This is a genomic window from Embleya sp. NPDC025285 (genome assembly GCF_055558835.1).
Genome location: NZ_JBVHLU010000003.1, coordinates 79953 through 104614, shown reverse-complemented (window position 1 = coordinate 104614; position 24662 = coordinate 79953). Strand labels below are relative to the sequence as shown.

The window sequence follows — 24662 nt, the reverse complement described above, 5'->3', positions numbered from 1 at the left end:
CAGCGAAACCACCGACATCGAGGTGCCGGCGCAGAAGGCGGCGCCCGAGGCCGCAGCGGAGGAACTGGTGCTCGACTCGATCGAGGACGCGATCAAGGCGATGGCCGCCGGCGAGGCGATCGTGGTGGTGGACGACGAGGACCGCGAGAACGAGGGCGACCTGATCTTCGCCGGCGAACTGGCCACCCAGGCGCTGATGGCGTTCATGATCCGCTACTCCTCGGGCGTGGTCTGCGTGCCGATGCGCGGCGCCGACCTGGACCGGCTCAAGCTGCCGCCGATGACCGCCGTCAACGAGGACCGCAAGGGCACCGCGTACTCGGTCTCGGTGGACGCCAAGGACGGCGTGGACACCGGCATCTCGGCGGCCGACCGCACGCACACCGTGCGCCTGTTGGCCGACCCGGACACGGTGGCCGGCGAGCTGACCCGGCCCGGCCACATCTTCCCGCTGCGCGCGGTCGAGGGCGGCGTGCTGGTGCGCCCCGGGCACACCGAGGCGGCCGTGGACCTGGCCGAACTGGCCGGCCTGGCGCCCGTGGGCGTGATCTGCGAGGTGGTCAACGACGACGGCACGATGGCCCGGCTGCCGCAGCTGGTCCCCTTCGCCCGCGAGCACGGCCTCAAGATCGTCACCATCGCCGACCTGATCGCCTACCGGCGGCGCACCGAGCGCACCATCGAGCGGGCCGCGGAGACCCGGCTGCCCACCGCGCACGGCACCTTCCAGGCGATCGGCTACCGCAGCACCGCCGACGGCGTCGAGCACATCGCGCTGGTGGCCGGCGACATCGGCGACGGCGAGGACGTGCTGGTGCGGGTGCACTCCGAGTGCCTGACCGGCGACGTGTTCGGCTCGCTGCGCTGCGACTGCGGCCCGCAACTGGAGGCCGCGCTGGAGCGGGTCACCGCCGAGGGCCGCGGCGTGGTGTTGTACATGCGCGGCCACGAGGGTCGCGGCATCGGGCTGATCCACAAGCTCCAGGCCTACCAACTCCAGGACGCCGGCCACGACACGGTGGACGCCAACCTGGAACTGGGCCTGCCCGCCGACGCCCGCGACTACGGCACCGGCGCGCAGATCCTGGTCGACCTGGGCGTGCGCTCGATGCGCCTGCTCACCAACAACCCGGCCAAGCGCGCGGGCCTGGAGGGCTACGGCCTGGAGATCACCGGCCGGGTCGCGCTGCCCGTGCACGCCACCGCGGACAACCTGCGCTACCTGCTCACCAAGCGCGACCGGATGGGGCACGACCTGCCCTGGCTGGACCCCTCCGACGAGGCCGCGACCGCGCCCTCGGTCGGCGAGGTCGCCGAGGTCGTCGACGCGAAGGGCCACGCGGTCAGCACCGCCTGACCGACCGCGGCCTCACCCGTATCGGTGACACGCGCGCGGCACCGTCCCCGCCGCGCCGATAGGTTCGACCCGCGCGAACCCGTTCGACCCGCTCCACCGGCGAACCCGATGCACCACACCGGCGCACGACTCGCCGTACTCCACCACCGCAATCAGGCTTCCAGCCGTTCCAGCCGAAGGACACCGACAGACATGAGTGGCGCAGGAGCCCCGAAACTGACCGTCGAGGGCTGCCGTGACCTGCGCGTGGGCGTGGTCGCCGCGCAGTGGCACACCGCCGTGATGGACGGACTCGTGGACGGGGCCCTCAAGGCCCTGAGCGAGCTGGGCATCACCGAACCCACGCTGATCCGCGCCCCCGGCGCGTTCGAGCTGCCCGTGCTCGCCAAGGCGCTGGCCGGGAGCGGCCACGACGCGGTGGTCGCGCTGGGCGTGGTGATCCGCGGCGGAACCCCGCATTTCGAGTACGTGTGCTCGGCCGCCACCGACGGCCTGACCCGGGTCGCGCTGGACACCGGCGTTCCCGTCGGCTTCGGGCTGCTCACCTGCGACACCGAGGAGCAGGCCCTGGACCGGGCCGGCGTGCCCGGCTCGCGCGAGGACAAGGGCCGCGAAGCGGTGGAGGCGGCCGTCGCGACCGCGATGGCGTTGCGTACGCTCTCCGAACCGTGGCGTTCGGCCTGATCGAGGCAACCGACGAGTCGTTCGCGCCACGCCACCCACAACCACGCGATGGGCACCATGAAGACGTTTGAACAGCTTTTCGACGAGCTGCGGGCCAAGGCGGCCTCCGGCCAGGAGGGCTCGCGCACGGTCGAGCTCGTCACCGCCGGTGTGCACACGATCGGCAAGAAGGTCGTCGAGGAGGCCGCCGAAGTGTGGATGGCCGCCGAGCACGAGGGCGCCGACCGCACCGCCGAGGAGATCTCCCAGCTCCTGTACCACCTGCAGGTGATGATGGTCGCTCGCGGCATCTCGCTGCAGGACGTATACGCTCACCTGTGACATCCGCCGTCCCCGGCCCGTCGTCCGGGCCGGGGACGCAGCCGTACCGCAACCTCGTTCGGCACCTCCCGAAGGGTCATTCCATGCTGCGCATCGCCGTCCCCAACAAGGGTTCCCTCTCCGAGCCTGCGTCGGCGATGCTGCATGAGGCGGGCTACCGCCAGCGCAAGCACTCCAAGGAACTGGTGCTGACCGACCCCGACAACAACGTCGAGTTCTTCTTCCTGCGCCCGCGCGACATCGCCATCTACGTCGGCTCCGGCCGGCTCGACGCCGGCATCACCGGGCGCGACCTGCTGATGGACTCGGGCGCCGAGGCCGAGGAGATCCTGCAACTGGGGCTGGCCCCGGCCACCTTCCGCTACGCCGCGCCCGCCGCGCTGGCCCGGGAGCTGGACGGGCAGGGCAAGAAGGGCCTGGCCGGGCTGCGGGTGGCGTCCTCCTACATCGGGATCGTCGAGCGCGACTTCGCCGACAACGGCATCGAGGCCGCCGCGCTGGTCAAGCTGGACGGCGCGGTGGAGACCGCGATCCAACTGGGCGTCGCGGACGTGATCGCCGATGTCGTGGAGACCGGCACCACGCTCGCGCAGGCGGGTCTGGAGGTGTTCGGCGAGCCGATCCTGCGCTCGGAGGCGGTGCTGATCCGCCGGGCCGGCGCGGAGACCTCGGCCGCGCTGGAGCAACTGGTCCGCCGGCTCCAGGGCGTCCTGGTCGCGCGCAGCTACGTGATGATGGACTACGACATCCGGGTCGAGCGGGTGGAGGCGGCGGTCACGCTGACCCCGGGCCTGGAGTCGCCCACGGTCAGCCCGCTGCACAACGAGGGCTGGGTCGCGGTGCGCGCGATGGTCCCGCGCAAGAACGCCCAGCAGATCATGGACGACCTGTGGGAGATCGGCGCCCGCGCGATCCTGGTCACCGGCATCCACGCCTGCCGTCTTTGACACCCGGTCGGTCCGTCCCCGCCGCGCGGGCTGACCGACCACCCTCACCCCCCGGAGAACCGTCCCGCCATGAGCGCCAGCACCCCCGCCGCCGACCTTCCGCGTACCTGGTACGCGAAGCGCAGTCGTCTCATCACCGCCGTGCTCGGCGTGGTCATCCTGGTCGGGTTGTGCGTGCTGGCGCTGATGTTGCCGGAGAAGGGCGGCTGGGGGTTCGGCTCGCGGATGGGGGTCGCGCTCACCGGCGTGCTCGGCCTGGCCGCGATGCTGATGCTCGGCCGGCCGAAGGTGGTCGCGGCATCGAGCGGGGTGACCGTGGTCAACCTGCTGCGCACCACGCACCTGGAGTGGGCCCAGATCGTCCGGGTCTACCTGCGCCAGGGCGACCCGTGGGCGCAGATCGACATGTCCAACGGCGACACGCTGGCGGTGATGGGCATCCAGACCTCCAACGGCAAGGCCGACGCGATCACCGCGACGCGCGAGCTCCGGGCCCTGGTGGACAAGTACGGGACGGCCGCCGAGGCGCGCTAGGCGCGCCCCGCCTTCGACGCCGCCCGGCCCGCCCGGTCACGGCCTCGGCACGTTGCGCAGGTTCGACCTGGCCATCTGGACCATCCGGCCGACGCCGCCGGCCAGCACCGTGCGCCCGGCGCTCAGGGCGAAGCCCTGGATCTGCTCGGCGGTGATCTTCGGCGGGATGGACAGCGCGTTGGGGTCGGTGACGATGTCCACCAGTGCCGGACCCTGGTGCGCGAACGCGTCGCGCAGCGCGCCACGGACCTGCTTGGGCTTTTCCACCCGCACCCCGAACGCGCCCGCCGCACGCGCGATCGCGGCGAAGTCCGGGTTCTTGTTGGTGGTCCCGAACGGCTCGAGCCCGGCGACCATCATCTCCAACTCGACCATGCCGAGTGACGAATTGTTGAACAGCACGATCTTCACCGGCAACGCGGACTGCACCAGGGTCAACAGGTCGCCCATCAGCATCGAGAAGCCGCCGTCCCCGGACATCGACACCACCTGCCGGTCCACGTCCAGGAACTGCGCGCCGATCGCCTGGGGCAGCGCGTTGGCCATCGAGCCGTGCGAGAACGAACCGATGACCCGGCGCCGCCCGTTCGGCGTCAGGTAGCGCGCCGCCCACACGTTGCACATGCCGGTGTCGACGGTGAAGATCGCGTCGTCGGCGGCCTCCTCGTCCAGGATCGAGGCGACGTACTCGGGGTGGATGGGCACGTGCTTCTCCACCTTGCGGGTGTACGCCTTCACCACGCCCTCGAGCGCGTCCGCGTGCTTGCGCAACATCCGGTCCAGGAACCTGCGGTCGGTCTTGGCCCGCACCATCGGGGTCAGCGCGCGCAGCGTCTCGCGTACGTCGCCCCACACCGCCAGGTCCAGCTTCGTGCGCCGGCCCAGGTGCGCGGGTCGTACGTCCACCTGCACGGTGGCCACGTCCTGCGGCAGGAAGGCGTTGTACGGGAAGTCGGTGCCCAGCAGGATCAGCAGGTCCGCCTCGTGCATCGCCTCGTACGCGGCGCCGTAGCCCAGCAGTCCGGACATGCCCACATCGAAGGGATTGTCGTACTGGATGTGCTCCTTGCCGCGCAGCGCGTGTCCCACCGGCGCGTTGATCCGGTCGGCGAAGGCCATCACCTCCTCGTGCGCGCCCGCCGTGCCCGCGCCGCAGAACAGGGTGACCCGCTCGGCCTCGTCGATCATCCGGGTCAGCGTGGCCAGGTCCGCGTCCGCCGGGCGCACCGTCGGGAGCGACGTGGGCAGCGCAACCTGATGGGCCTTCTCCGGCGCGGGCTTGTCCGCGACATCGCCCGGGAGGGTGACCACCGACACCCCGCCCAGGCCCACCGCGTGCCGGATCGCCGACTGCAGCACCCGCGGCATCTGCTCGGGGGTGCCGATCATCTCGCTGTAGTGGCTGCACTCGACGAACAGTCGTTCGGGATGCGTCTCCTGGAAGAACGCGGTGCCGATCTCGCCGCTGGGAATGTGCGACGCGAGCGCCAGCACCGGGGCGTGCGAGCGATGCGCGTCGAACAGGCCGTTGATCAGGTGCAGGTTGCCCGGGCCGCAACTGCCCGCGCACGCGGCCAGCGTGCCGGTCAGTTGCGCCTCCGCGCCGGCCGCGAACGCGGCCACCTCCTCGTGCCGTACGTGCACCCAGTCGATCGCGGCGTTGCGCCGCACCGCGTCCACGATCGGATTGAGGCTGTCGCCCACCACGCCGTACAACCGGCGCACCCCCGCCTGGGCGAGGATGTCCACGAACTGCTCGGCGACGCTCTGCTTGGCCACGGGAGACCCTTCCGTCCGGCTCGTCCGGCGGCCCGGCGCGCGCTGCCGCGCCCGCCCGACGGTCGAAAAGCGATGATCGGTTAGCCCTACCCGTGCCTCGCCCGGCTATCCCCGGCCGTCGGCCAGATCCCCGTATGCCTGGAAGAGGTCGGACAGGCGCAGCGTGGTCAGCTCGGCCAGGTCCGGACCCTCCGCCAGCTCCACCAGCCGCACGTCCCGGTACATGCAGCACTTCTCGTACAGGGTGCGGACGAAGCGGGCGTTGCCCAGCTCGTCGATCCAGCCCTGTTCGCGCACGTGGCCGGTGATGCTGCGCAGCTCGGCCGCCGCGTCCTCGTCCCACGTGTCGCCGCCGACGGCCGCCATCACCTCGGCGATCCGGGCCAGATCCTCGGCGCCGTAGGAGGGGAACTCGACCCGGGTGGTGAACCGTGACATCAGGCCCGGGTTCGAGGTGAGCAGCCGGTCCATGCCCTCCGGATAGCCGGCCAGGATGATGACCAGCCGGTCCCGGTCGTCCTCGGCCCGCTTGAGCAGCACCTGGAGTGCCTCGTCGCCGTACGCGTCGCCCTTGGAGTAGCCCACGTTGGTCAGGCCGTACGCCTCGTCCACGAACAACACGCCGCCCAGCGCCGAGTCGATCAACTCGCCGGTCTTGACCGCGGTCTGGCCCAGGTACTCGCCGACCAGGTCGGAGCGCTGGGCCTCGACCAGGCGGTCGCTCTCCAGCAGACCCAGCGCGGCGAAGACCCGGCCGAGCAGCCGGGCCACGGTGGTCTTGCCGGTGCCGGAGGGGCCGGAGAAGACGAAGTGCCGCTTGGGGGCCTGCGCGGGCAGGCCCTGCGCCTCGCGCAGCCGGGCCATCCGCATCTGCGCGGACAACGCGCGCACCTGGCGTTTGACCGGCTCCAGGCCGACCATCGACTCCAGTTCGGCCAGCACCAGCGCGAGTTCCTCGGGGGCGGCGGCCGGGCGCATCGGCGCGGATCGGCCGGCCGCCCGGACGTCCGCGTCCGGCTGCGATTCGGCGTCGGCACCGTCCGGGACCGGGTCCGGCTCGCGCTCGACCTCGGCGGCGGGCGGTGGCCCGGCCGGCGGGGGAGCGGTCGCGGGTATCGGTGGCAACACGTCCGGCAGCGGTCCCCGGCCGACCACGGGACCGGCCAGGCGCGCGGTCATCCCGCCGTACTCGTCCAGTGGTTCGCCGGCCGCCAGCGAGGACAGCCGTGCGGCGGTGTCCATGAACGAGGGATCCGCCTGGTGCACGGCGCGGTACAGCGGCAGCGCGGCCGGGGTGCGGCCGGTCTCCTCGTACGCGCGCGCGAGCCAATAGCGCAGCTCCTTGCGCTGCGGGTGCTCCGAGCGGCAGCGCACCAGGGCGGTGGCGAGCACCTGTTCGGCCTTGGCGTACAGACCCAGTCGCACCCGGGCCATGCCCGCGAACAGGCCCGCCTCGACGCCGAGCAGCGCGTCGTCGTCCAGCCCTGCGGTGTGTCGGAGCAGTTGTTGCCAGTCCTTGCCCAGATAGGCCCGGCAGGCCAGGAGGAACCGGGTGGCCGCGTCCTGTTCGGCGGGCGGGCACAGGGCCAACGCCGCGTCCAGCTCGGGCAGATGGCGCCCGTCCAACCAGTGCGAGGCGTGCGCGAGGGCCAGGTCGCGCGGGGTCTCCAGGACCAGTTGCACCCACCAGCCCAGCCAGTACCAGGAGTTGAGCGGCCGGCCGTATTTCGCGCGTTGCTCGCCGAAGCGTTCTCGATGGGTGTGCATGGCCACCACCGCGGCGGCCACCTCCACCTTGAGCGCGTGCAGCCCCAGCCACGCGTCGGCCATGCCCGGGTCGGTTTCGACCGCGGCCCGGAACTGCACCTCCGCCTGGCCGTATTCGCCGGCGACGTAGGCGTCCATGCCGCGCAACCAGGCCAGTTCGGCCGGGCTTCCGGTGCGTGCGCCACGATCGGTCTGTCCCACGGTGGACCCCCCTTCCCCCGGCCGGTCCTCTCCGCGTGCCCGTGTCCCCGAGGGGACTTCGAGAGGATGTCGGCCCGCTGCCGATGAATCCCGGTGCGTCCATTCCGCCCGATCGGCGACGCCCCTTAGAGCCTCTCCCGTTCCGCTGCCCGTCACGCCGTCTCGTGCGAGGCGGTCACGGATGGTGTCCGCTTCGCCACGCGTTCGTGTCCCCGCGCATCGTACCGAGCGGGGCCCGGCAATCCGAGGGGCGAACGGTATTTGGGGTGGTGAGTGCCGCCGTCGGGCGTGTGCCGGTGGTGAGGCGGGGGCCCGCGGATCCGCGGGGCGGGTGCCGATCGACCCGGCGCGGTACGAGGAAGCCTCCGGCCGCGGGGGAACGACCGGAGGCTTCGTCTCGCGCGGGGTCGGCGGGGGTTCCGACGCTGCCGCTGGACCGCAAGCTATGGCGATCCGGACACAACGGTCAAGGACGCCACGCCGGGAAATCTCCGGACGGAACGTGATCTTCGTGAAACGGTCCCGATCAGGGATCGTGCGCCCCGCGCACTCCGGGTGTGCACTGCCCGCGCGCTCTCCATGGTGCTGACGCGCTCGTGTTCGTAACGCTACGGTCGGTATATGGGCAACCTCGGGGACGCGGGCGGAACGGCAGCCGGGGGCGAGCCATCGCTTCGTCCCGGTGACAAGAGCGGTGGCGGGAGCGGCCGCGCGGCGGTGGCGGGAGCCGCGCCGCGACGGCTGCCGCCGCGGCGCCGCAAGGCGGTCGGCGGCGGGACCAGCGCACCGGAGCCGGGACTGATGCCGAGGGCTCGGGTCGCGGGGGCGTCGACGGCGTGGGACGCGGACGGCGACCCGCGGCCGGTGCCCGCGCAGGCAGGACCCGCCGCGCCGACCGCCGCCCCCGCCGCCGCTTCCGCCGCAGCCGCCGCTCCCGCGAAGGTCGGGCGTCAGGCCGGGCGTCCGCTCGTGGAGACCGCGATCGGCCTGGCGGGCCGGCTTGCGCAGGCCGCCTCGGACGTCAAGTACCGCAGCGACCTGATGCGCGATCTGCTGACCGGGCGCAGCACCGACCTCACCGGCTGGACCGCGCTGCCCAGCGGCCCGCTCCTGGTCGTGGTCGCCGAGCCCGATCCGCCCGCGGCGAGCGGCGACCCGCGGGCGATCCGGGCCGGTCAGGAGGCGCTCGCCCTGGCGTGGTCCACGGCCCTGGGCGCCCGTGCCCCCGAGGCGGCCGTCGCGGCGTACCCGCGCGAGGTGGTGGTCCTGCTCGGCGCGCCCGACGACGGCCAGTCCGCGCGTGTGGTCGCCGAACTCGCCGCCGTGGTGCACGCCGACTGCGGCACGGTGATCCGTTCGTTCACCACCGGCATCAGCCGCCCGGCGGACTCCCTGGACGCGCTCCCGGCGGCGTACGAGCAGGCGCGGCGCGCGGTGACGGCGGGGCGGCGCATCCACGGACCGGGCGCGGTGGCGGACTTCGATCAACTCGGCGTCTTTCGCCTGTTGAGCCTGATCCCGGACCCGAGCGAGCTGGACCGCTTCGCGCGTGAGGCGTTGCGCTCGCTCGCGCATCCACGCGATCCCGAGGCGGCGGACCTGCGCAACACGTTGCAGGCGCTGCTGGACACGAACCTGAACGTGGCCGAGACCGCCCGCAGGCTCTACGTGCACTACAACACGCTGCGCTATCGCATCACCAAACTCGAGCGCCTGCTCGGGCCGTTCACCCAGGACCCGCACCTGCGGCTGAATCTGATGATCGCGCTCCAGATCGTGCGCATGCAGGGACGCTGACCCCGGTGGGCGGGCGGGTGCGCCCGGCGCGCCGATCCCGGCGTGGGCCCGGCGCAACGGGCCGGCCCGAGCGGGCGACACGGCGCGGGCGTTCTGCTTGACTGTGCCAGGCAATTGGGCGTGGCGTGGGGAGTGGGCATGGGTGCGCTGGATGGCGTCAAGGTGGTCGAGTTGGCCGGGATCGGGCCCGGGCCGTTCGTCGGCATGATGTTGGCGGATGCCGGGGCCGGTGTCATCCGGGTGGATCGGCCCGGTGGCGCGACGATGCCCTCGATGGTGGTCGGGCGCGGCCGGTTGGGCACGCTGGAGGTCGATCTCAAGGATGTCGCCGCGCGGGACTCGGTGTTGCGGCTGATCGAGGGCGCCGACGTGCTGATCGAGGGCTTTCGCCCCGGCGTCACCGAGCGGCTGGGACTGGGCCCGGACACCTGCCTGGAGCGCAACCCCGCGCTGGTCTATGCCCGGATGACCGGCTGGGGCCAGCACGGGCCGCTCGCGCCGCGGGCCGGGCACGACATCAACTACATCTCGATCTCCGGGGTGTTGCACTCCTTCGCCCGCGCCGGCGAGCGCCCGGTGCCGCCGCTGAACCTGGTCGGCGACTACGGCGGCGGCGCGATGTTCTGCGCCTTCGGCATCCTGGCCGCGCTGCTGGCGGCGCGTACGACCGGGCAGGGGCAGGTCGTCGACGCGGCCATGACGGACGGCTCGGCGACGCTGAGCGCGTTCATCCACGGGATGCGCGGACTCGGCGGCTGGGCGCAAGACCCCGGCGGCAACCTGCTCGACACCGGCGCTCCGTTCTACGACGTGTACACCACCGCCGACGGTCGCCACCTCGCCGTCGGTGCGATCGAACCGCAGTTCTACGCCCTGCTGTTGGCCGGTCTCGGACTCGCCGACGAGGACCTGCCCGGGCAGAACGACCGGGCCGGCTGGCCGCTCCTGCGCGAGCGCTTCGCCGCCGTGATCGCCGGCCGTACCCGGGACGAGTGGACCGCGGTCTTCGAGTCGACGGACGCGTGCGTGACCCCGGTGCTCACCTGGGACGAGGCCGCCGAGCACCCGCACAACCGGGCCCGGGACACCTTCGTGCGCCCCGACGGCACCCTCCAGCCCGCGCCGGCTCCCCGGTTCTCGGGCACGCCCTCGCTCGTCGGCGACGCCTCCGGCCGTCTGGACGCGGCCCTGCTTCAAACCTGGGGGCTGACCCCGGACGAGGCCGCGAAGCTTGCTCCCGAGGGCTGAGGGGCGCAGGACCCGAAGCCCACCGGAAGCCCCCCGAACTCCACTTGAAACCGTGGTCGTTCGGCCGTCCTCGCGCGCGCGGCGCGCATCATGGCACGCCCGTGTCACGCGCGCCGGGTATTGCGCGACAAATGTTTCGACGCGTAGCGCTCTCTCTACGATCGGTAGCCGCAGCCGCCGACCACACGCGAGGAACCATGGACCCCACCACGCTCACCGGCAACATCGGCACGATCGACACCACCGTTCCGCAGGCGCGCGCGACAAACGCCGACCCCATCGCGCGGCTGCTCGGCGAGACCGCCCCGGTGCGACAACGCGTGCTCCGGCACACCGTCTACCGCGACCTCACCGACCTCACCGCCATCCGGGTGTTCATGGCGCACCACGTGTTCGCCGTCTGGGACTTCATGTCCCTGCTCAAGAGCCTGCAACGGCACCTGACCTGCGTGGAGATCCCGTGGGTGCCGCGCGGCGACGCGGAGATCCGGCGGATGGTCAACGAGATCGTGCTCGGCGAGGAGAGCGACACCACCTCCCTGGGCCCGCTCAGCCACTTCGAGCTCTACCTCGCCGCGATGGACGGGGCCGGCGCCGACACCCGACCGGCCCGCCGCTTCCTGGGCCTGCTCGCGGACAAGGTCCCGGTGCCCGAGGCGGTCGCCGCGTGCGGGGCGCCCGCCGGGGCCGCCGCGTTCGTCACGCGCACCTGGCAGGTGGTCGAGCACGCGCCGCTGCACTGCGTCGCCGCGTCCTTCGCGCTCGGTCGCGAGGAACTCATCCCGCGCATGTTCGACCACCTCACCGCGCTCGACGACGTGCACGCGGGCCGGCTCGCGGTGTTCGGCGAATACCTGGCCCGGCACATCGAGGTGGACGGCGACGACCACGGCCCGATGGCGCTGCGCCTGCTCGGCCGGCTGTGCGCCGCCACCCCGGACCCGGCCCGCGCGTGGCGCGAGAGCGCGGGCACCGTCACCGTCTCGCTGCGCGCCCGCGCCGACCTGTGGGACGCGGTGCGCGCCGCGATCGACGCGGCCCGTACCGCAGCCGGATGAAACGCGGCCTTGCCCGGAGCCGTGTGACGTGTCATATGTTGGGCGCGTGACCCACGACGCAGCCCCGCACCCCACAGACCGCCTCGGCCGCGCCCAAAAGGCCGCCGCCGACGCGGGACTGGACGCCCTGCTCATCTCGCCCGGCGCCGACCTGCGCTATCTCACCGGCTACGAGGCGCTTCCGCTGGAGCGCCTGACCTGCCTGGTGGTGCCCGTCGGCGCCGAACCCTTCCTCGTCGTACCCGGCCTGGAGAAGCCCGCCGCCCTCGCGTCGCCCGCGGGAGAGCTGGGCATCGACGTGGCCGGCTGGGGCGAGACCGAGGACCCGTACGCGCTGATCGCGGGCCGACTGCCGCGCGGCGTGGCCCGGGTCGGCCTGGACAACCACATGTGGGCGGAGAAGGTGCTCGCCTTCCGCGCCGCTCTGCCCGCCGCCGAACAGTCGCTCGCCGGCGACGTGTTGCGCGAACTGCGGATGCGCAAGTCGGCCGCCGAGGTGGAGGCGCTGCGCCGGGCCGGCGCGGCGATCGACCGGGTGCACGCGCGCGTGGGCGACTGGCTCCGGGCGGGCCGCACCGAGCGCGAGGTCGGCGCGGACATCGCCGACGCGATCATCGCCGAGGGCCACGTGCGGGTGGACTTCGTGATCGTCGGCTCCGGCCCCAACGCCGCGAGCCCGCACCACGAACTCTCCGACCGGGTGATCGAGACCGGCGACGTGGTCGTCGTCGACATCGGCGGCACCACCGCCGACGGCTACTGCTCGGACGAGACGCGTACCTACAGCGTCGGCGAACCGCCCGCCGAGTTCCGCCGCTACTACGACGTGCTCGAGCGCGCCCAGGCCGCCCAACTCGCGGCGGTCCGGCCCGGGTTGACCTGCGAGCAACTCGACGCGGTCGGTCGCGACATCATCACCGAGGCGGGCTACGGCGAGTACTTCATCCACCGCACCGGTCACGGCATCGGCATGGAGAGCCACGAGGACCCGTACATCGTCCAGGGCAACACGTTGCCCCTGGAGCCGGGCATGGCCTTTTCGATCGAGCCCGGCATCTACCTGCCCGGTGCGCACGGCGCACGCATCGAGGACATCGTGGTCTGCGGCGAGAGCGGCGCCGACCCGATGAACGTGCGTCCGCACGGGTTGGCCGTGCTGTAGGGCTGTTCGTGGTGGCACCGGCCGCGGCCCGCCGCGCGCGAACCCGGATCCGGCCGCGGCCGGCCGGCGTTCGGGGCGCGGGCCGCGTCGGTGTCGGACGCGGGCGGGGGTGGCGCCGTACGATCGTGCGCAACGGCCGGGGGGCGAACCCCACCCGGTCCGCCGCCGGCCACCGCCGGGCCCGGCCACATCCGGACCGCACGGAAGGACGTCCCATGGCCCTGACGCGCACTCTGCCCACCGACGAGTCCCGTGCCCTGCTCGACCTCACCCGGGAGATCACCGCCCGCGAGATCGCCCCTCGGGCCGCCGCCGACGAGGCCGCCGGACGCTTCCCGCGCGAGGTGTTCGCGACCCTGGGCGCCGCCGGGTTGTTGTCGCTGCCGTACGCCGAGGAATACGGCGGCGGCGACCAGCCGTACGAGGTCTATCTCCAAGTGCTCGAGGAACTCGCCGCCGGCTGGCTGGCGGTCGGCCTCGGGGTGTCGGTGCACACGCTGGCGTGTCACCCGCTCGCGACCTTCGGTACGCCGGAGCAACGGGCCACGCACCTGCCCGCGATGTTGTCCGGCGACCTGCTCGGCGCGTACTGCCTGTCCGAGCCGCACTCGGGCTCGGACGCCGCGGCGCTGAACACCAAGGCACTGGCCGCGACCGACGGGTACGTGCTCACCGGGACCAAGGCGTGGATCACGCACGGCGGGGTGGCCGACTTCTATACCGTGCTCGCCCGTACCTCGCCCGACGGCTCGCGCGGGATCAGCGCGTTCCTGGTCGACGCCGACACACCGGGCCTGTCCGCCGCCGCGCCCGAGCACAAGATGGGAATGCGGTCCTCGCCCACCGCGCAGATCCACCTCGACGGCGCCCGGGTCGCGGCGGAACGGCGGATCGGCGCCGAGGGCCAGGGTTTCCCGATCGCGCTGGCCGCGCTCGACTGCGGCCGATTGGGCATCGCCGCGTGTGCCACCGGCGTTGCCCAGGCCGCGTTGGACCTGGCGAGCGACTACGCCAAGAACCGCTCGCAGTTCGGCGGTCCGATCGCCGACAAGCAGGGCATCCGCTTCATGCTCGCCGACATGGCCACCGCGATCGAGGCGGGCCGCGCGCTGTACCTGTCCGCCGCGCGACTGCGCGACGCGGGCCTGCCGTTCGGCCGCCAGGCGGCGATGGCCAAACTCTTCTGCACGGACGCCGCGATGCGGGTGACGGTCGACGCGGTGCAGGTCCTGGGCGGCTACGGGTACACCACCGACTTCCCGGCGGAGCGATACCTGCGCGAGGCCAAGTGCCTGCAGATCGTCGAGGGCACGAATCAGATCCAACGCATGGTCATCGCCCGGGACTTGCTGCTGAACGGATGATCCGGGGGCGCCGGCCGGCGGGCGGCCCGGGGCCGGGGTGGGTCGGCGCCGGGGAGCGGGCTGCTCGGCGCGGGGCGGATTGTGGCCTTTCGGATCGGGCGGCGGGGGTCGGGTACGGTTGCGTGATCCGGGGGATCGCGCTTCGCATCCGAAGCCGCGCGAGTCGAGGACGAGGAGGCGGCGGGCGTGACGACGGAGCGTACCCCGGGGGCCTCGGCCGAGGACGGCCTGAGCACGGACGAGGCGATTCGGGCCATGTTGTTGTTGATGCCGAGGGTGGCGGCCCGGCTCAAGCGCACCCGGATCCCCGAGCGGTTGCAGTCGATGAACCTGGCCCCGCGACACCTGTCGCTGCTGGCCTACCTGCTCTTCGACGGCCCGATGTCGGTCAACCACCTGGCCGCGCGGCTCGAGGTGGCCCCGACCACGGTCAGCCTGATGGTCAGCGACCTCGGCCGACAGGGCGTCCTGGAGCGGCACACCGACCCGAACGACCGGCGCCGGTCGATCGTGGCGATCACCGAGGACCCGCAGACCCGGACCGCGATCGAGAGCTGGCTGGCGAACGGCGCCGACGCCTGGCGTCGCGCGTTCGACCCGCTCTCACCCGAGGATCGGGCGATGTTCGTGCGGACGATGGGCGCCTACGAGGGCGGGGCCGTCGGCGACGGGGAGTGAGCGGTGCGGTCGACCGGCTTCCCACGCGGCGCGGGAGGGCAGGCGGCCCACGTGCGCATGCGGTCGGCTTCGAAGGCGGTCGGATCGATGCCCGGGCCCGGAGCGGACCCGGTGGCTCACAACGTGTGCGAGAACGGCTGGGCCCGCCAGTCCAGGCCCGCCGGCAACACCGTGACCGCGGGCCGCGGCAGCGGCTCGGGCGTCGCGGAGCCGGCCCGGTCGAGCGAGTCCCCGAACACCGCGCCCGAGCCCGGGCACGAACGTATCCCGAACGGATCCCGCGCACTGGGGCACACCGCGTGATCCGGCACCGTCGCCCCGTCAGGGGCCAAGTCCACGACCAGCACGACCGCACACTCCGGGCATGCCCGACGCGCGGTCGCGGCGCCGGACGGGTCCCCGTCCGGCTCGAACTCGAACGCGTCGTCGAAGTCCGTGATCGGACCGCGCGCCCCCTTACCCGCGGGCACGTCTACGGCGATACTCATGGGGCTCCCCCTGTCGCCACAGCGCCGCGGTGACGGCGCGCTCCGCCGACGATAGTGCGCCCGACCGGAACGTTGCAGTACTCATCCGAGCCCAATTCGCGCGACGCGCGAAACGGATGGCATCGCCACCGGCCGAGTCGGCGCGCCGTACCGCGCCCGCGCCCCGGTCGGCTCGCGCCGAACACGCTCACACCCGCGTGCCGTCCGCGGCCTCCGCCCCCGCCACGGGCTCGAACTCGACCGCCCGGCGCAACTGCTCCAGCCGATAGGGAATCGGCTCCCATCCCGGCCGCCCGGCCATGTCCACGTTCAACTGCACCACCGTGCGCGTATAGGCGCGGGCGAGCCCGCGCGGCATCAGCGGCATCCCGACCGGTCGGCGCCGGGAGTTCCCGTCCCGATCCGGCACCCCGGCGTGGTTGCCCCGTACCGACACCCACACCGCGGCCACCGACCCCTGTACGTGCCGCACCAGTTCCTCGCGTACGTCCAACCAGCGTGCCAACGCCGCGCGGGTGGGGCCGGAGAGCGGCAACACCTCGGTCACCGCCGGGTTGACCGAGCGCGCCTGCGGGCGCCGCACGATGCGCACCGTGCGCTCGTCGGGCGCCAGGTCGGTCAACCGCAGCGCGCACAACTCGCCCGCCCGGGCGCCGGTGTCCAGAACGACGCCGATCAGCGCGAACAGCCGGACCCGGCCCGGGTCGGCGCCGGAGCGATCGGCGTGCGCGGTCAGCCAGTCCAGCAGCAACGAGCGCTGCCGGGCGCCCACCGGCGGCTTGAGGTCGGGCATCGCGGGGCGTTCGGGCAAGGCGATCGGCACCGATCCGGCCCGGGCCAGGATCTCCAGACAGTCCATCCGCACCCGAATGCTCGCCGTCGTCGAGACGCCGTCGCCGGCCACCGTGCGGGTGCGCAACCGGCCGCTGCCCGCCAACTCCAGATAGCGCCGCATCGGATCGGCGGACAGCAGTGCCGCGAGCGAGGCGCGCGCCTCGGGCGGGAAACCCTCCTGGACCAGCGCCCGACGCAACTCGCCCACCACCCACCGCAGTTGCCGAGCCCGGGCGGCGGAGGTGTCGGCCCGCGCGGTGACCCGAAGCAGGGCACGGTCGAGCTGATCGAGCGCGGGAGCACGGTCCTGGTCGGCCATGGGGGCACTGTAACCACGGCCACCGACGATCAACCCCGATCGCCAACCGCACCGGTGCCCGCGCCGCGCCCCGCCGCCCGCCGGGCCGCCGAAGGTCCCCGAACCGCCCGCACGGCGCCACGCGCGGTCGCCATGCCATAGGTTCATCGTGTGGAGGACCTCGACCGACAGATCGTCAAACTGCTCCTGCTCGACGGGCGGATGAGCTACACCGACCTGGGCAAGGCCACCGGCCTGTCCACCTCGGCCGCACACCAGCGTGTGCGCCGACTCGAACAACGCGGGGTCATCCGCGGCTACGCCGCCGTGGTCGACACCGAGGCCATCGGGCTGCCGTTGACCGCGTTCATCTCGGTCAAGCCGATTGACCCCAGCGCCCCGGACGACGCTCCCGAGCGCCTGGCGGACCTCGAGGAGCTGGAGGCGTGCCACAGCGTGGCGGGCGACGAGAGCTACATCCTCAAGGTCCGCGTCGCCACCCCCGGCGACCTGGAGACGCTGCTGGCCCGGATCCGGCTCCAGGCGGGCGTGTCCACCCGTACGACGGTGGTGTTGTCGACGCCCTACGAGGCCCGCGCGCCCCGATTCTGAGCGGATCCGCCCGCGCCGAACCCGAATCAACCGCCCGAGCGATCGCCGGCGGACCGCCCGCGCCGATCCGGGGGAGCGCGCGGGGGCGGCCGTCGACGAAGCAGCCCGGACCCGAGCGGGTGTGCGCGGCGCGGGTCACACGCCCGAAGGGGTGACCTCCGGCTCGGGGTTCGATCCGGGCGGGCCACACTGGTGCCCATGACCACGCTCCTCCTGCGCAACGGCGCCGTGCACAGTCCGGCCGATCCCTTCGCGACCGCCATGGTCGTCGAGAACGACACCATCGCCTGGATCGGCGCCGAGGGGGCCGCCGCGGCCCATGTCGACGCCGTCGACGCGGTGCTCGACCTCGCGGGCGCCCTGGTCACCCCCGCGTTCGTGGACGCGCACGTGCACGCCACCGCGACCGGCCTCGTGTTGACCGGCCTGGACCTGACCGGCGCGCCCTCGTTGACGTACGCGCTCTCGGCGCTGGAGGACCACGCCAAGCGGCGCGGCCTGTACGGAGCCGGCCACGTGCTGCTCGGGCACGGCTGGGACGACAGCGCGTGGCCCGAGGGACGGCCGCCCACCCCGGCCGAGTTGGACCGGGCCACCGGCGGCGCCACCGTCTACCTCTCCCGGATCGACGTGCACTCCGCGGCGTGCTCGCCCGCGTTGCTCGCGCTGGTCCCGGGCGAGCACGGCGACGCGCCCCTGGCGGGCACCGTGCACCACGTCGCGCGGGCCGCCGCGAACGCCGCGCTGACCGCGGCCGATCGAGTCGCCGCGCAGCGGGTCGCGCGGGCCCGGGCTGCGGCGCTGGGCATCGGCACGCTGCACGAGTGCGGCGGGCCGGAGATCGCCGGCGAGGCCGACTTCCGGGCGCTGCTGGCCCTGGCCCGGGACGAGGCCGGCCCGGACGTGGTCGGCTACTGGGGCGCGCTCGCCGCCGACGCCGAGCACGCCCGCACGCTGCGCGCCGACCTGGGCGCGCACGGACTGGGCGGCGACCTGTTCATCGACGGCTCGCTCGGCTCGCACACCGCGTGCCTGCACGCGCCCTACTCCGACGACCCCGGCGCCGGCACCGGCCTGACCCACCTGGCGGCCGAGCAGGTCGCCGAGCACCTCGCCGCGTGCACCCAAGCGGGCATCCAGGCCGGCTTCCACGCGATCGGCGACGCCGCGATCGGCGCGGTCACCGCCGCCGCCCGCGCGCTGATCCAGGGCCCGCACGGCGCGGCCTTCCGCGCGCTGCGACACCGCGTCGAACACGCCGAACTGCTCGACGCCGAAGCCGTCGCGGCCTTCGCCGAACTGGGCCTGACCGCCTCCGTACAGCCCGCCTTCGACGCCGCGTGGGGCGGCCCGGACGGCATGTACGTCCGCCGTCTGGGCGCCGAACGCGCCGCGCTGATGAACCCGTTGGCCGCACTGAGCGCCGCCGGTGTACCGCTCGCGTTCGGGTCGGACGCACCGGTGACCCCGCTCGACCCGTGGGGCACGGTGCGCGCCGCCGCCTTCCACCGCACCCCGGAGCAACGCATCAGCGTGCGCGCCGCGTTCGCCGCGCACACCCGAGGCGGCCACCGCGCGGTCGGCCGGGACGACGCCGGCGTCCTGGTGCCCGGCGCACCCGCCACCTACGCGGTGTGGGACACCACCGAACTGGTCGTGCAGGCACCGGACAGCCGGCTCTCCGGCTGGTCCACCGACCCGCGCTCGGGCACCCCGGGGCTGCCCGACGTGGCCCCCGACCTGCCGTTGCCGCGCTGCCTGCGGACGGCGGTGCGAGGCACCGCGGTGTACACGGCCGAGGGAGCTCTCGACCAGGCGTGAGCACGATCGCGGACGCCGACCCCGGAGCGGCCCCGGGGTCCGTCCCGGGACCCGCCCTAACCGGCCGGGGCCGGCTCCGGCGTCCCGTGCCGGCCCGGCCCGGCCGATCCCGCCGCCCCCGCCGCGCCGGGCCCGGCCTCGGCCGCCCGCGGTCGCTCCGGGACGGTCAGCAGGGGCAGGAAGACCTGCACCAGCGGCCCGATCGCCAGCGCGTACACCACGGTGCCCAGGCCGATCGACCCGCCCAGTACGAAGCCCACCGCCAGCACCGTGACCTCGATGCCGGTCCGGACCAGCCGCACCGAGCGGCCGGTCCGCCGCACCAGCCCGGTCATCAGGCCGTCCCGGGGCCCCGGGCCCAGTCGCGCGCCGATGTAGGCGCCGCCGGCCACCGCGTTCAGGACCACCCCGAAGACCAGGAAGGCCGCTCGCCAACCCAACGCTTCCGGCGTGGGCAGCCACCGCAGCGACGCGTCCACCGCGATGCCGATAACGAACACGTTGCTCACCGTGCCCAGGCCCGGGCGCTGCCGCATCGGCCACCACAGCAGCAGTACCGCGGCGCCGACCACGATCGTCACCACGCCGAAACTCCATCCGGTGCGCTCCGCGAGGCCCTGATGGAACACGTCCCACGGATCCAGGCCCAACTCGGCCCGGATCATCAGCGCCATGCTGAACCCGTAGAGCGTGAGCCCCGCATACAACTGGACCAAGCGCCGGACCCACGACCAAGCCACCGTGCACCTCGTTCTTTACCGGACTGCCAAAAAAGAGCCAACGGTGAAAGAATCGCCGACACCGGATCACGGATCCATAGCCAATTCGACAGGAGTGGACTGATGAGCGCGCCTCACCTGACCGTCAGCAGCACCCGCCTCGCCGACCTCCTGCACCCCTGGACCACCACGACCCAGTCCGCGGCGCGCACCGGGCCGGCGTACCGCACGCTGGCCGATCGCATCCGCGCGCTGCTCCTGGACGGTCGGATCCCGCTGACCGCGCGCCTGCCCGCCGAGCGCGGCCTCGCCGACCGACTCGGCATCAGCCGCACCACGGTCGCCGCCGCGTACGAACTCCTGCGCACCGACGGCTACCTGACCAGCCGGCGCGGCTCCGGCAGTTGGACCACCCTGCCCGGCACGCACACGGAGATCCCCACCAAGGGATTGAGCCCGAGCACCACCACCGGCGTGATCGACCTCGGCGTCGCCGCCCTGCCCGGCCCCGGCCGGGCCCTGCACCAGGCGGTCGCCGACGCCACCGACTCGCTGCCCACCTACACCACCGGCCACGGCTACCTGCCCGGCGGCCTGCCGGTCCTGCGCGACACGCTGGCCCAGCGCTACACCCGGCGCGGCGTACCCACCACGCCCGACCAGATCCTGGTCACCCCCGGCGCGCTCGCCGCGGTCACCCTGGTCCTGCGCACGCTGGCCGGCCCCGGCGACCGGGTCGCGGTGGAATCGCCCACGTACGCCAACGTGCTGGACGCCATCCGGCAGGCCGGGAACCGGCTGGTCCCGGTGCCGATGACGGACACCGGGTGGGACCCGGAGACCTGGCGCGACACGCTGCGCACCGCCGCGCCCCGACTGGCCTACCTGATCCCGGACTACCAGAACCCGACCGGCCACCTCGCCGACGCGGGCATCCGACGCACCCTGGTGGACCTGGCGCGCAACACCGGGACCACGCTGATCGTCGACGAGACGTGCTTCGACCTGGCCCTGGACATCGACCCGAGCGACCGGCCGCTGCCGATGGCCGCGTTCGACCGGACCAACAACGTGGTCACCATCGGCTCGACGTCGAAGACCTTCTGGGGCGGGTTGCGGATCGGCTGGATCCGGGCCACCCCGGACCTGGTCCGGCGGATCGCGGCCACCCGCGCGTCCTTCGACGTCGGCGCGCCGGTGCTGGACCAACTGGTCACCCACCACCTGATCACCGACCACGAGGACACCATCCTGGAGAGCCGGCTGCCCGCGCTGCGCACCGCCCGAGGCGCCCTCGCCGACGCGCTCACCGACCGCCTGCCGAACTGGACCTTCGCGATGCCGGTGGGCGGGCTGTCGTTGTGGGTGCGCACCGACGGGACGTCCAGCCTGTCCCTGACCGAGGCGGCGGCGCGCCACGGCGTGCGGATCGCGGCGGGCACCCACTTCGGCACCGACGGCACCTTCGAGCACCACGTGCGACTGCCGTACGCGCACGATCCGGCGACGCTGACCGAGGCGATCCGCCGGCTTGCCACGGCGGTGGGGGAGACCGAGCGCAGCCGACCCGGCGCCTACGCGGGCTTCTCCGGAGCACCCTGCGTGGCCTGAACCGAGGTGCCGGCGGTGACCGGATGCACCGATGTGGGTGAACGTAAGCCGGGGTCTCGCTCGCGCGTCGGGCCCCGACCCGTGTACAACAACCCGGGAAGCCCGCAACGCGCGACACGCCGACGTCCCCGCCGCCCCGACACCGGCCGGGAACGGGCCGGCACCGGCTCACGATCGGGTCGGGTCCGGATCGCGATCGGGGGCGCGACGCACGTGCGCAAGGGGTGCGGAAGCCGCGAGGAGACCCATTAGGGGAACGATTGCGCCACCTGGTGGGCGCACACCACCCACACCAGTGGCGCACCACCCCGGGTCCTGACCTGCACCGATACCGCATCCGTGCAGGTCAGTGCGATGTTGACACCGCGCCCGCATCGCCCAGTACGTTCGACCCGGTCCACCGCAGGACGACCGGCAGGAGAACACCCTCCCCGAGCACGCGCACGCCTCCGGGCCACAGGTGGCACAGCCACCGGGCGCCAGGTCCGGAACCGACGTGACACGTGCCCGGGAGGCCGCCCCACGCGGCCACGAACGGCAGAGCGGCACCCGTGCAGCCGCCCCGCCGGACGCGAGCACACCCCGCGCCGGAAGGTGAGACCGCGGCAGAGCCCGGTCGCCCAGTAGACAACGACCACCGCGACCGACAGCCAGCCGGTCCGGGGCCGGCCCGAAGGGCGACCGAGCTCCCGCTGCCCCCACCGCACTGTCGAGAACGATCCGAAACCGCTCACCCACCTCGAACGTTGTAACGTCACTGCATCACCCGACCGGCGCAACTCCGTGCCGAAGCCGGCAGCAGTGATCAGCGACGACCCAGCGAGGGGGCCCCACGGTGCCGCAGCTCGACAGCGCCACAGTGCCCGAGGGCGCCCCGCCCCCGGTCTCGGCGCCCGCCCGCAGGCGGCGTTTCCGACGCACCCGGGCCACCGCCGTGAGCATCTACCGCAAGCCCGCCCGCCCGGCCTACGCGCTGATCAGCGGCCTGCTGCTGGCGCTCGCGTTCCCGCCGTACGACATCTGGCCGCTGAGCGTGCTCGCGGTCGCCGTGCTCACCGTCGCGGTGCACGGGCAACGCACCCGCACCGGCTTCGGCTACGGCCTGCTGTTCGGCCTGCCGTTCATGTTGTGGCTGCTCAAGTGGCTGCGCGTGGTCGGGCCGGACGCGTGGATCGTGCTGTCGGTGGTGCAGGCGCTGTACATCGCCGCGTTGGCCGCCGCGCTCACCCTGATCGGCCGACTGCGGTTGTGGCCGCTGTGGACCGCGTGCCTGTGGGTCGCGGAGGAACTGGTGCGCGACCGCGTCCCGTTCGGCGGCTTCCCCTGGGGTCGACTGGCCTTCGCCAACACCGCGACGCCGTTCACCCCGATCGCCGCGCTCGCCGGCGCACCCGGGGTGACCTTCGCCGTCGCGCTCACCGGCGCCCTGCTCGGCTGGGCCGGGCTGCGCCTGTACGCCCGATACACCGCGTCCGCGGACGAGATCGCCGAGTCGGGCCCCGAGGTCGCGCGTACGCCGCGTGCCGCCGTGCCGCTCGCCCTGGGCGCCATCGGCCTGGCGATCGCCATCCCCGCGAGCGCCTACGCGGTCCCCATCCCCACCGAGGGCGACGCCGCGGGCCCGGACAGCGCGACCATCGCGGTGATCCAGGGCAACGTCCCGCGCACCGGCCTGGACTTCCTCGGCCAGCGGCGCGCGGTCCTGGACAACCACGTCCGCGAGACCCACAAGCTCGCCGCCGACGTGCGCGCGGGCAAGGTCAGGAAGCCCGAACTGGTGATCTGGCCGGAGAACTCCTCGGACCTGAACCCGTTCGAGGAGCGCGACGCGTACGTGGCGATCGACGGCGCGGTCAAGGACATCGGCGTCCCCGTGCTCACCGGCGTCCTGGTCGCCGGCCCCGACGCCACACACATCCAGAACCAGGGCATCGTGTGGGACCCGGTCACCGGACCCGGCGCCTCCTACACCAAGCGCCACCCGGTGCCGTTCGGCGAGTACATCCCGATGCGCGAACTGCTCACCAAGTTCATCAGCCGGCTCGAACGCGTCCCGCGCGACTTCTACCCCGGCAAGACCGTCGGCGTCATGCAACTGGGCCCGGCCCGGATCGGCGACGTGATCTGCTTCGAGATCGCCTACGACAACGTCACCCGCGAGGCGGTCACGCACGGTGGCCGGGTGCTGGTCGTGCAGACCAACAACGCCACCTACGGCCGCAGCGGCCAGCCCGAGCAGCAACTCGCGATGTCCAGGCTGCGCGCGATCGAGCACGGCCGCGCGGTGCTCATCGCGGCCACCTCCGGGATCAGCGCGATCGTCATGCCGGATGGAAAAGTGGTCGAACGCACCCGCGAATTCACCGCCGACACGCTGGTCATGGACGTGCCGCTGCGCGACGACCGCACGCCGGCCACCCGACTCGGTTCGGCTCCCGAGTGGATCCTGGCTATCGTCGGTCTTCTCGCCTGCGCGTACGGCATCCTCCGCCGTCGGCGCCAGGCCCGGACAGTCAACACCCCCGGCATCCAGCCGACCACAGCCGACGCCGGCGTCGACACCCTCGCCGACGCCAACGCCATCAAGGAGATGATGTGACCGACAGCGAGCAGACCAGCTTCGCCGACCTCGGCAAGGTGCTCGTCATCATCCCCACCTACAACGAATCGGAGAACATCGAGCCGATCGTCTCCCGCCTGCGGGCCGCCGTGCCCGACGTCGACGTGCTGATCGCCGACGACAACAGCCCCGACGGCACCGGCGACATCGCGGACACCCTCGCCGAGCACGACCCGCACGTCCAGGTCATGCACCGGGCCGGCAAGGAGGGTCTGGGCGCCGCCTATATCGCGGGCTTCCGCTGGGGCATCGACCGCGGTTACGACATCCTGGTGGAGATGGACGCCGACGGTTCGCACCAGCCCGAACAACTCCCGCGCCTGCTCGAAGCGGTACGGGACGCGGACCTGGTGCTCGGTTCGCGCTGGGTCCCCGGCGGCGGCGCGGTCAACTGGCCCGGACACCGCAAGCTCATCTCCAGGGGCGGCAGCACCTACTCGCGCCTGATGCTCGGCGTCGACATCCACGACGTCACCGGCGGCTTCCGGGCGTTCCGCAAGGACACCCTGCTCGGCATCGGTCTGGACGAGGTCGCCTCCCAGGGCTACTGCTTCCAGGTGGACCTGGCCTGGCGGGCGATCCGCAAGGGCTACCGCGTCCTGGAGGTGCCGATCACGTTCATCGAACGCGAGCGCGGCAACAGCAAGATGAGCAACTCGATCGTCGCCGAGGCGCTGTGGCGGGTCACCGCGTGGGGCGTCGGCCGTCGGGTCGGCAAGTACCCCGACGAAGCCACCCCGGAGGCGGCGGCAGGCATCGAGG

20 protein-coding genes and 1 pseudogene are annotated in these 24662 nt (G+C 73.1%); 16 read left to right on the top strand and 5 right to left on the bottom strand.

The features are described 5' to 3' along the window. Positions 1–22: 22 nt before the first annotated feature. From ACZ4FV_RS03245 to ACZ4FV_RS03225, 5 genes are all read left to right on the top strand, one after another. A complete protein-coding gene (locus tag ACZ4FV_RS03245; RefSeq protein ID WP_465321747.1) occupies positions 23–1357 on the top strand; it encodes a bifunctional 3,4-dihydroxy-2-butanone-4-phosphate synthase/GTP cyclohydrolase II in 1335 nt (444 codons plus the stop codon). Between the two features lie 192 nt (positions 1358–1549). Continuing rightward, on the top strand, positions 1550–2041 hold the full coding sequence (gene ribH / locus ACZ4FV_RS03240) for a 6,7-dimethyl-8-ribityllumazine synthase (RefSeq protein WP_395865718.1): 492 nt from the start codon (positions 1550–1552) through the stop codon (positions 2039–2041). Between the two features lie 57 nt (positions 2042–2098). Then, positions 2099–2362, top strand: coding sequence for a phosphoribosyl-ATP diphosphatase (locus ACZ4FV_RS03235; RefSeq protein WP_395865716.1), 264 nt, complete (start codon positions 2099–2101; stop codon positions 2360–2362). Positions 2363–2445: 83 nt separating this feature from the next. Then, positions 2446–3309 (top strand): ATP phosphoribosyltransferase, encoded by an 864-nt coding sequence (hisG, locus tag ACZ4FV_RS03230; RefSeq protein ID WP_402232268.1) that lies wholly within the window; start codon positions 2446–2448, stop codon positions 3307–3309. Positions 3310–3378: 69 nt separating this feature from the next. Further along, positions 3379–3843 (top strand): PH domain-containing protein, encoded by a 465-nt coding sequence (locus ACZ4FV_RS03225; RefSeq protein ID WP_395865712.1) that lies wholly within the window; start codon positions 3379–3381, stop codon positions 3841–3843. 36 nt (positions 3844–3879) lie between these two features. Here the strand turns inward: ACZ4FV_RS03225 and ACZ4FV_RS03220 are convergent, their stop codons facing one another. Together ACZ4FV_RS03220 and ACZ4FV_RS03215 are read right to left on the bottom strand one after the other, a co-directional pair. Continuing rightward, complete coding sequence (locus ACZ4FV_RS03220; RefSeq protein ID WP_402232266.1) at positions 3880–5622, bottom strand: pyruvate dehydrogenase; 1743 nt, start codon at positions 5620–5622, stop codon at positions 3880–3882. Positions 5623–5727: 105 nt separating this feature from the next. Beyond that, positions 5728–7527, bottom strand: coding sequence for an AAA family ATPase (locus ACZ4FV_RS03215; RefSeq protein ID WP_395865919.1), 1800 nt, complete (start codon positions 7525–7527; stop codon positions 5728–5730). A gap of 684 nt (positions 7528–8211) precedes the next feature. Between ACZ4FV_RS03215 and ACZ4FV_RS03210 the strand changes: the two genes are divergently transcribed. From ACZ4FV_RS03210 to ACZ4FV_RS03185, 6 genes are all read left to right on the top strand, one after another. Then, a complete protein-coding gene (locus ACZ4FV_RS03210; protein WP_395865708.1) occupies positions 8212–9387 on the top strand; it encodes a PucR family transcriptional regulator in 1176 nt (391 codons plus the stop codon). 138 nt (positions 9388–9525) lie between these two features. Continuing rightward, positions 9526–10635, top strand: coding sequence for a CaiB/BaiF CoA transferase family protein (locus ACZ4FV_RS03205; RefSeq protein ID WP_395865706.1), 1110 nt, complete (start codon positions 9526–9528; stop codon positions 10633–10635). A 197-nt stretch (positions 10636–10832) separates the two neighbouring features. Then, positions 10833–11693, top strand: coding sequence for a DUF3050 domain-containing protein (locus ACZ4FV_RS03200; protein WP_395865705.1), 861 nt, complete (start codon positions 10833–10835; stop codon positions 11691–11693). Positions 11694–11739: 46 nt separating this feature from the next. Beyond that, positions 11740–12855, top strand: coding sequence for a M24 family metallopeptidase (locus tag ACZ4FV_RS03195; RefSeq protein WP_402232262.1), 1116 nt, complete (start codon positions 11740–11742; stop codon positions 12853–12855). A 215-nt stretch (positions 12856–13070) separates the two neighbouring features. Further along, entirely contained in the window at positions 13071–14219 is a 1149-nt protein-coding gene (locus ACZ4FV_RS03190; protein WP_395865701.1) for an acyl-CoA dehydrogenase family protein, read from the top strand. 186 nt (positions 14220–14405) lie between these two features. Then, complete coding sequence (locus ACZ4FV_RS03185; protein WP_395865698.1) at positions 14406–14897, top strand: MarR family winged helix-turn-helix transcriptional regulator; 492 nt, start codon at positions 14406–14408, stop codon at positions 14895–14897. Positions 14898–15013: 116 nt separating this feature from the next. Here ACZ4FV_RS03185 and ACZ4FV_RS03180 read toward each other — a convergent pair whose 3' ends face one another. Then, complete coding sequence (locus ACZ4FV_RS03180) at positions 15014–15385, bottom strand: hypothetical protein (protein ID WP_465321705.1); 372 nt, start codon at positions 15383–15385, stop codon at positions 15014–15016. 187 nt (positions 15386–15572) lie between these two features. Continuing rightward, complete coding sequence (locus tag ACZ4FV_RS03175; protein ID WP_402232256.1) at positions 15573–16538, bottom strand: hypothetical protein; 966 nt, start codon at positions 16536–16538, stop codon at positions 15573–15575. 150 nt (positions 16539–16688) lie between these two features. Between ACZ4FV_RS03175 and ACZ4FV_RS03170 the strand changes: the two genes are divergently transcribed. Both ACZ4FV_RS03170 and ACZ4FV_RS03165 read left to right on the top strand, forming a co-directional pair. Beyond that, positions 16689–17129 carry an Lrp/AsnC family transcriptional regulator gene (locus ACZ4FV_RS03170; RefSeq protein ID WP_395865692.1) on the top strand — a complete coding sequence of 147 codons (441 nt, stop codon included), beginning with the start codon at positions 16689–16691 and terminating at the stop codon, positions 17127–17129. Positions 17130–17327: 198 nt separating this feature from the next. Next, positions 17328–18950 carry an amidohydrolase gene (locus tag ACZ4FV_RS03165; RefSeq protein ID WP_465321704.1) on the top strand — a complete coding sequence of 541 codons (1623 nt, stop codon included), beginning with the start codon at positions 17328–17330 and terminating at the stop codon, positions 18948–18950. A gap of 56 nt (positions 18951–19006) precedes the next feature. Here the strand turns inward: ACZ4FV_RS03165 and yczE are convergent, their stop codons facing one another. Beyond that, positions 19007–19690, bottom strand: a complete 684-nt coding sequence (gene yczE, locus ACZ4FV_RS03160; RefSeq protein ID WP_465321703.1) for a membrane protein YczE — start codon at positions 19688–19690, stop codon at positions 19007–19009. A gap of 102 nt (positions 19691–19792) precedes the next feature. On the opposite strand from yczE, the gene yczR reads away from it, so the two are divergent. The 3 genes and pseudogenes from yczR to ACZ4FV_RS03145 form a co-directional block, all read left to right on the top strand. Then, positions 19793–21280, top strand: a complete 1488-nt coding sequence (gene yczR / locus ACZ4FV_RS03155; protein WP_402232252.1) for a MocR-like transcription factor YczR — start codon at positions 19793–19795, stop codon at positions 21278–21280. Positions 21281–22115: 835 nt separating this feature from the next. Next, positions 22116–23879, top strand: coding sequence for an apolipoprotein N-acyltransferase (gene lnt, locus ACZ4FV_RS03150; RefSeq protein ID WP_395865685.1), 1764 nt, complete (start codon positions 22116–22118; stop codon positions 23877–23879). After that, positions 23876–24631, top strand: a pseudogene (locus ACZ4FV_RS03145) (polyprenol monophosphomannose synthase); the annotation flags it as partial. The gene lnt and the pseudogene ACZ4FV_RS03145, both read left to right, overlap by 4 nt. Positions 24632–24662 lie beyond the last annotated feature (31 nt).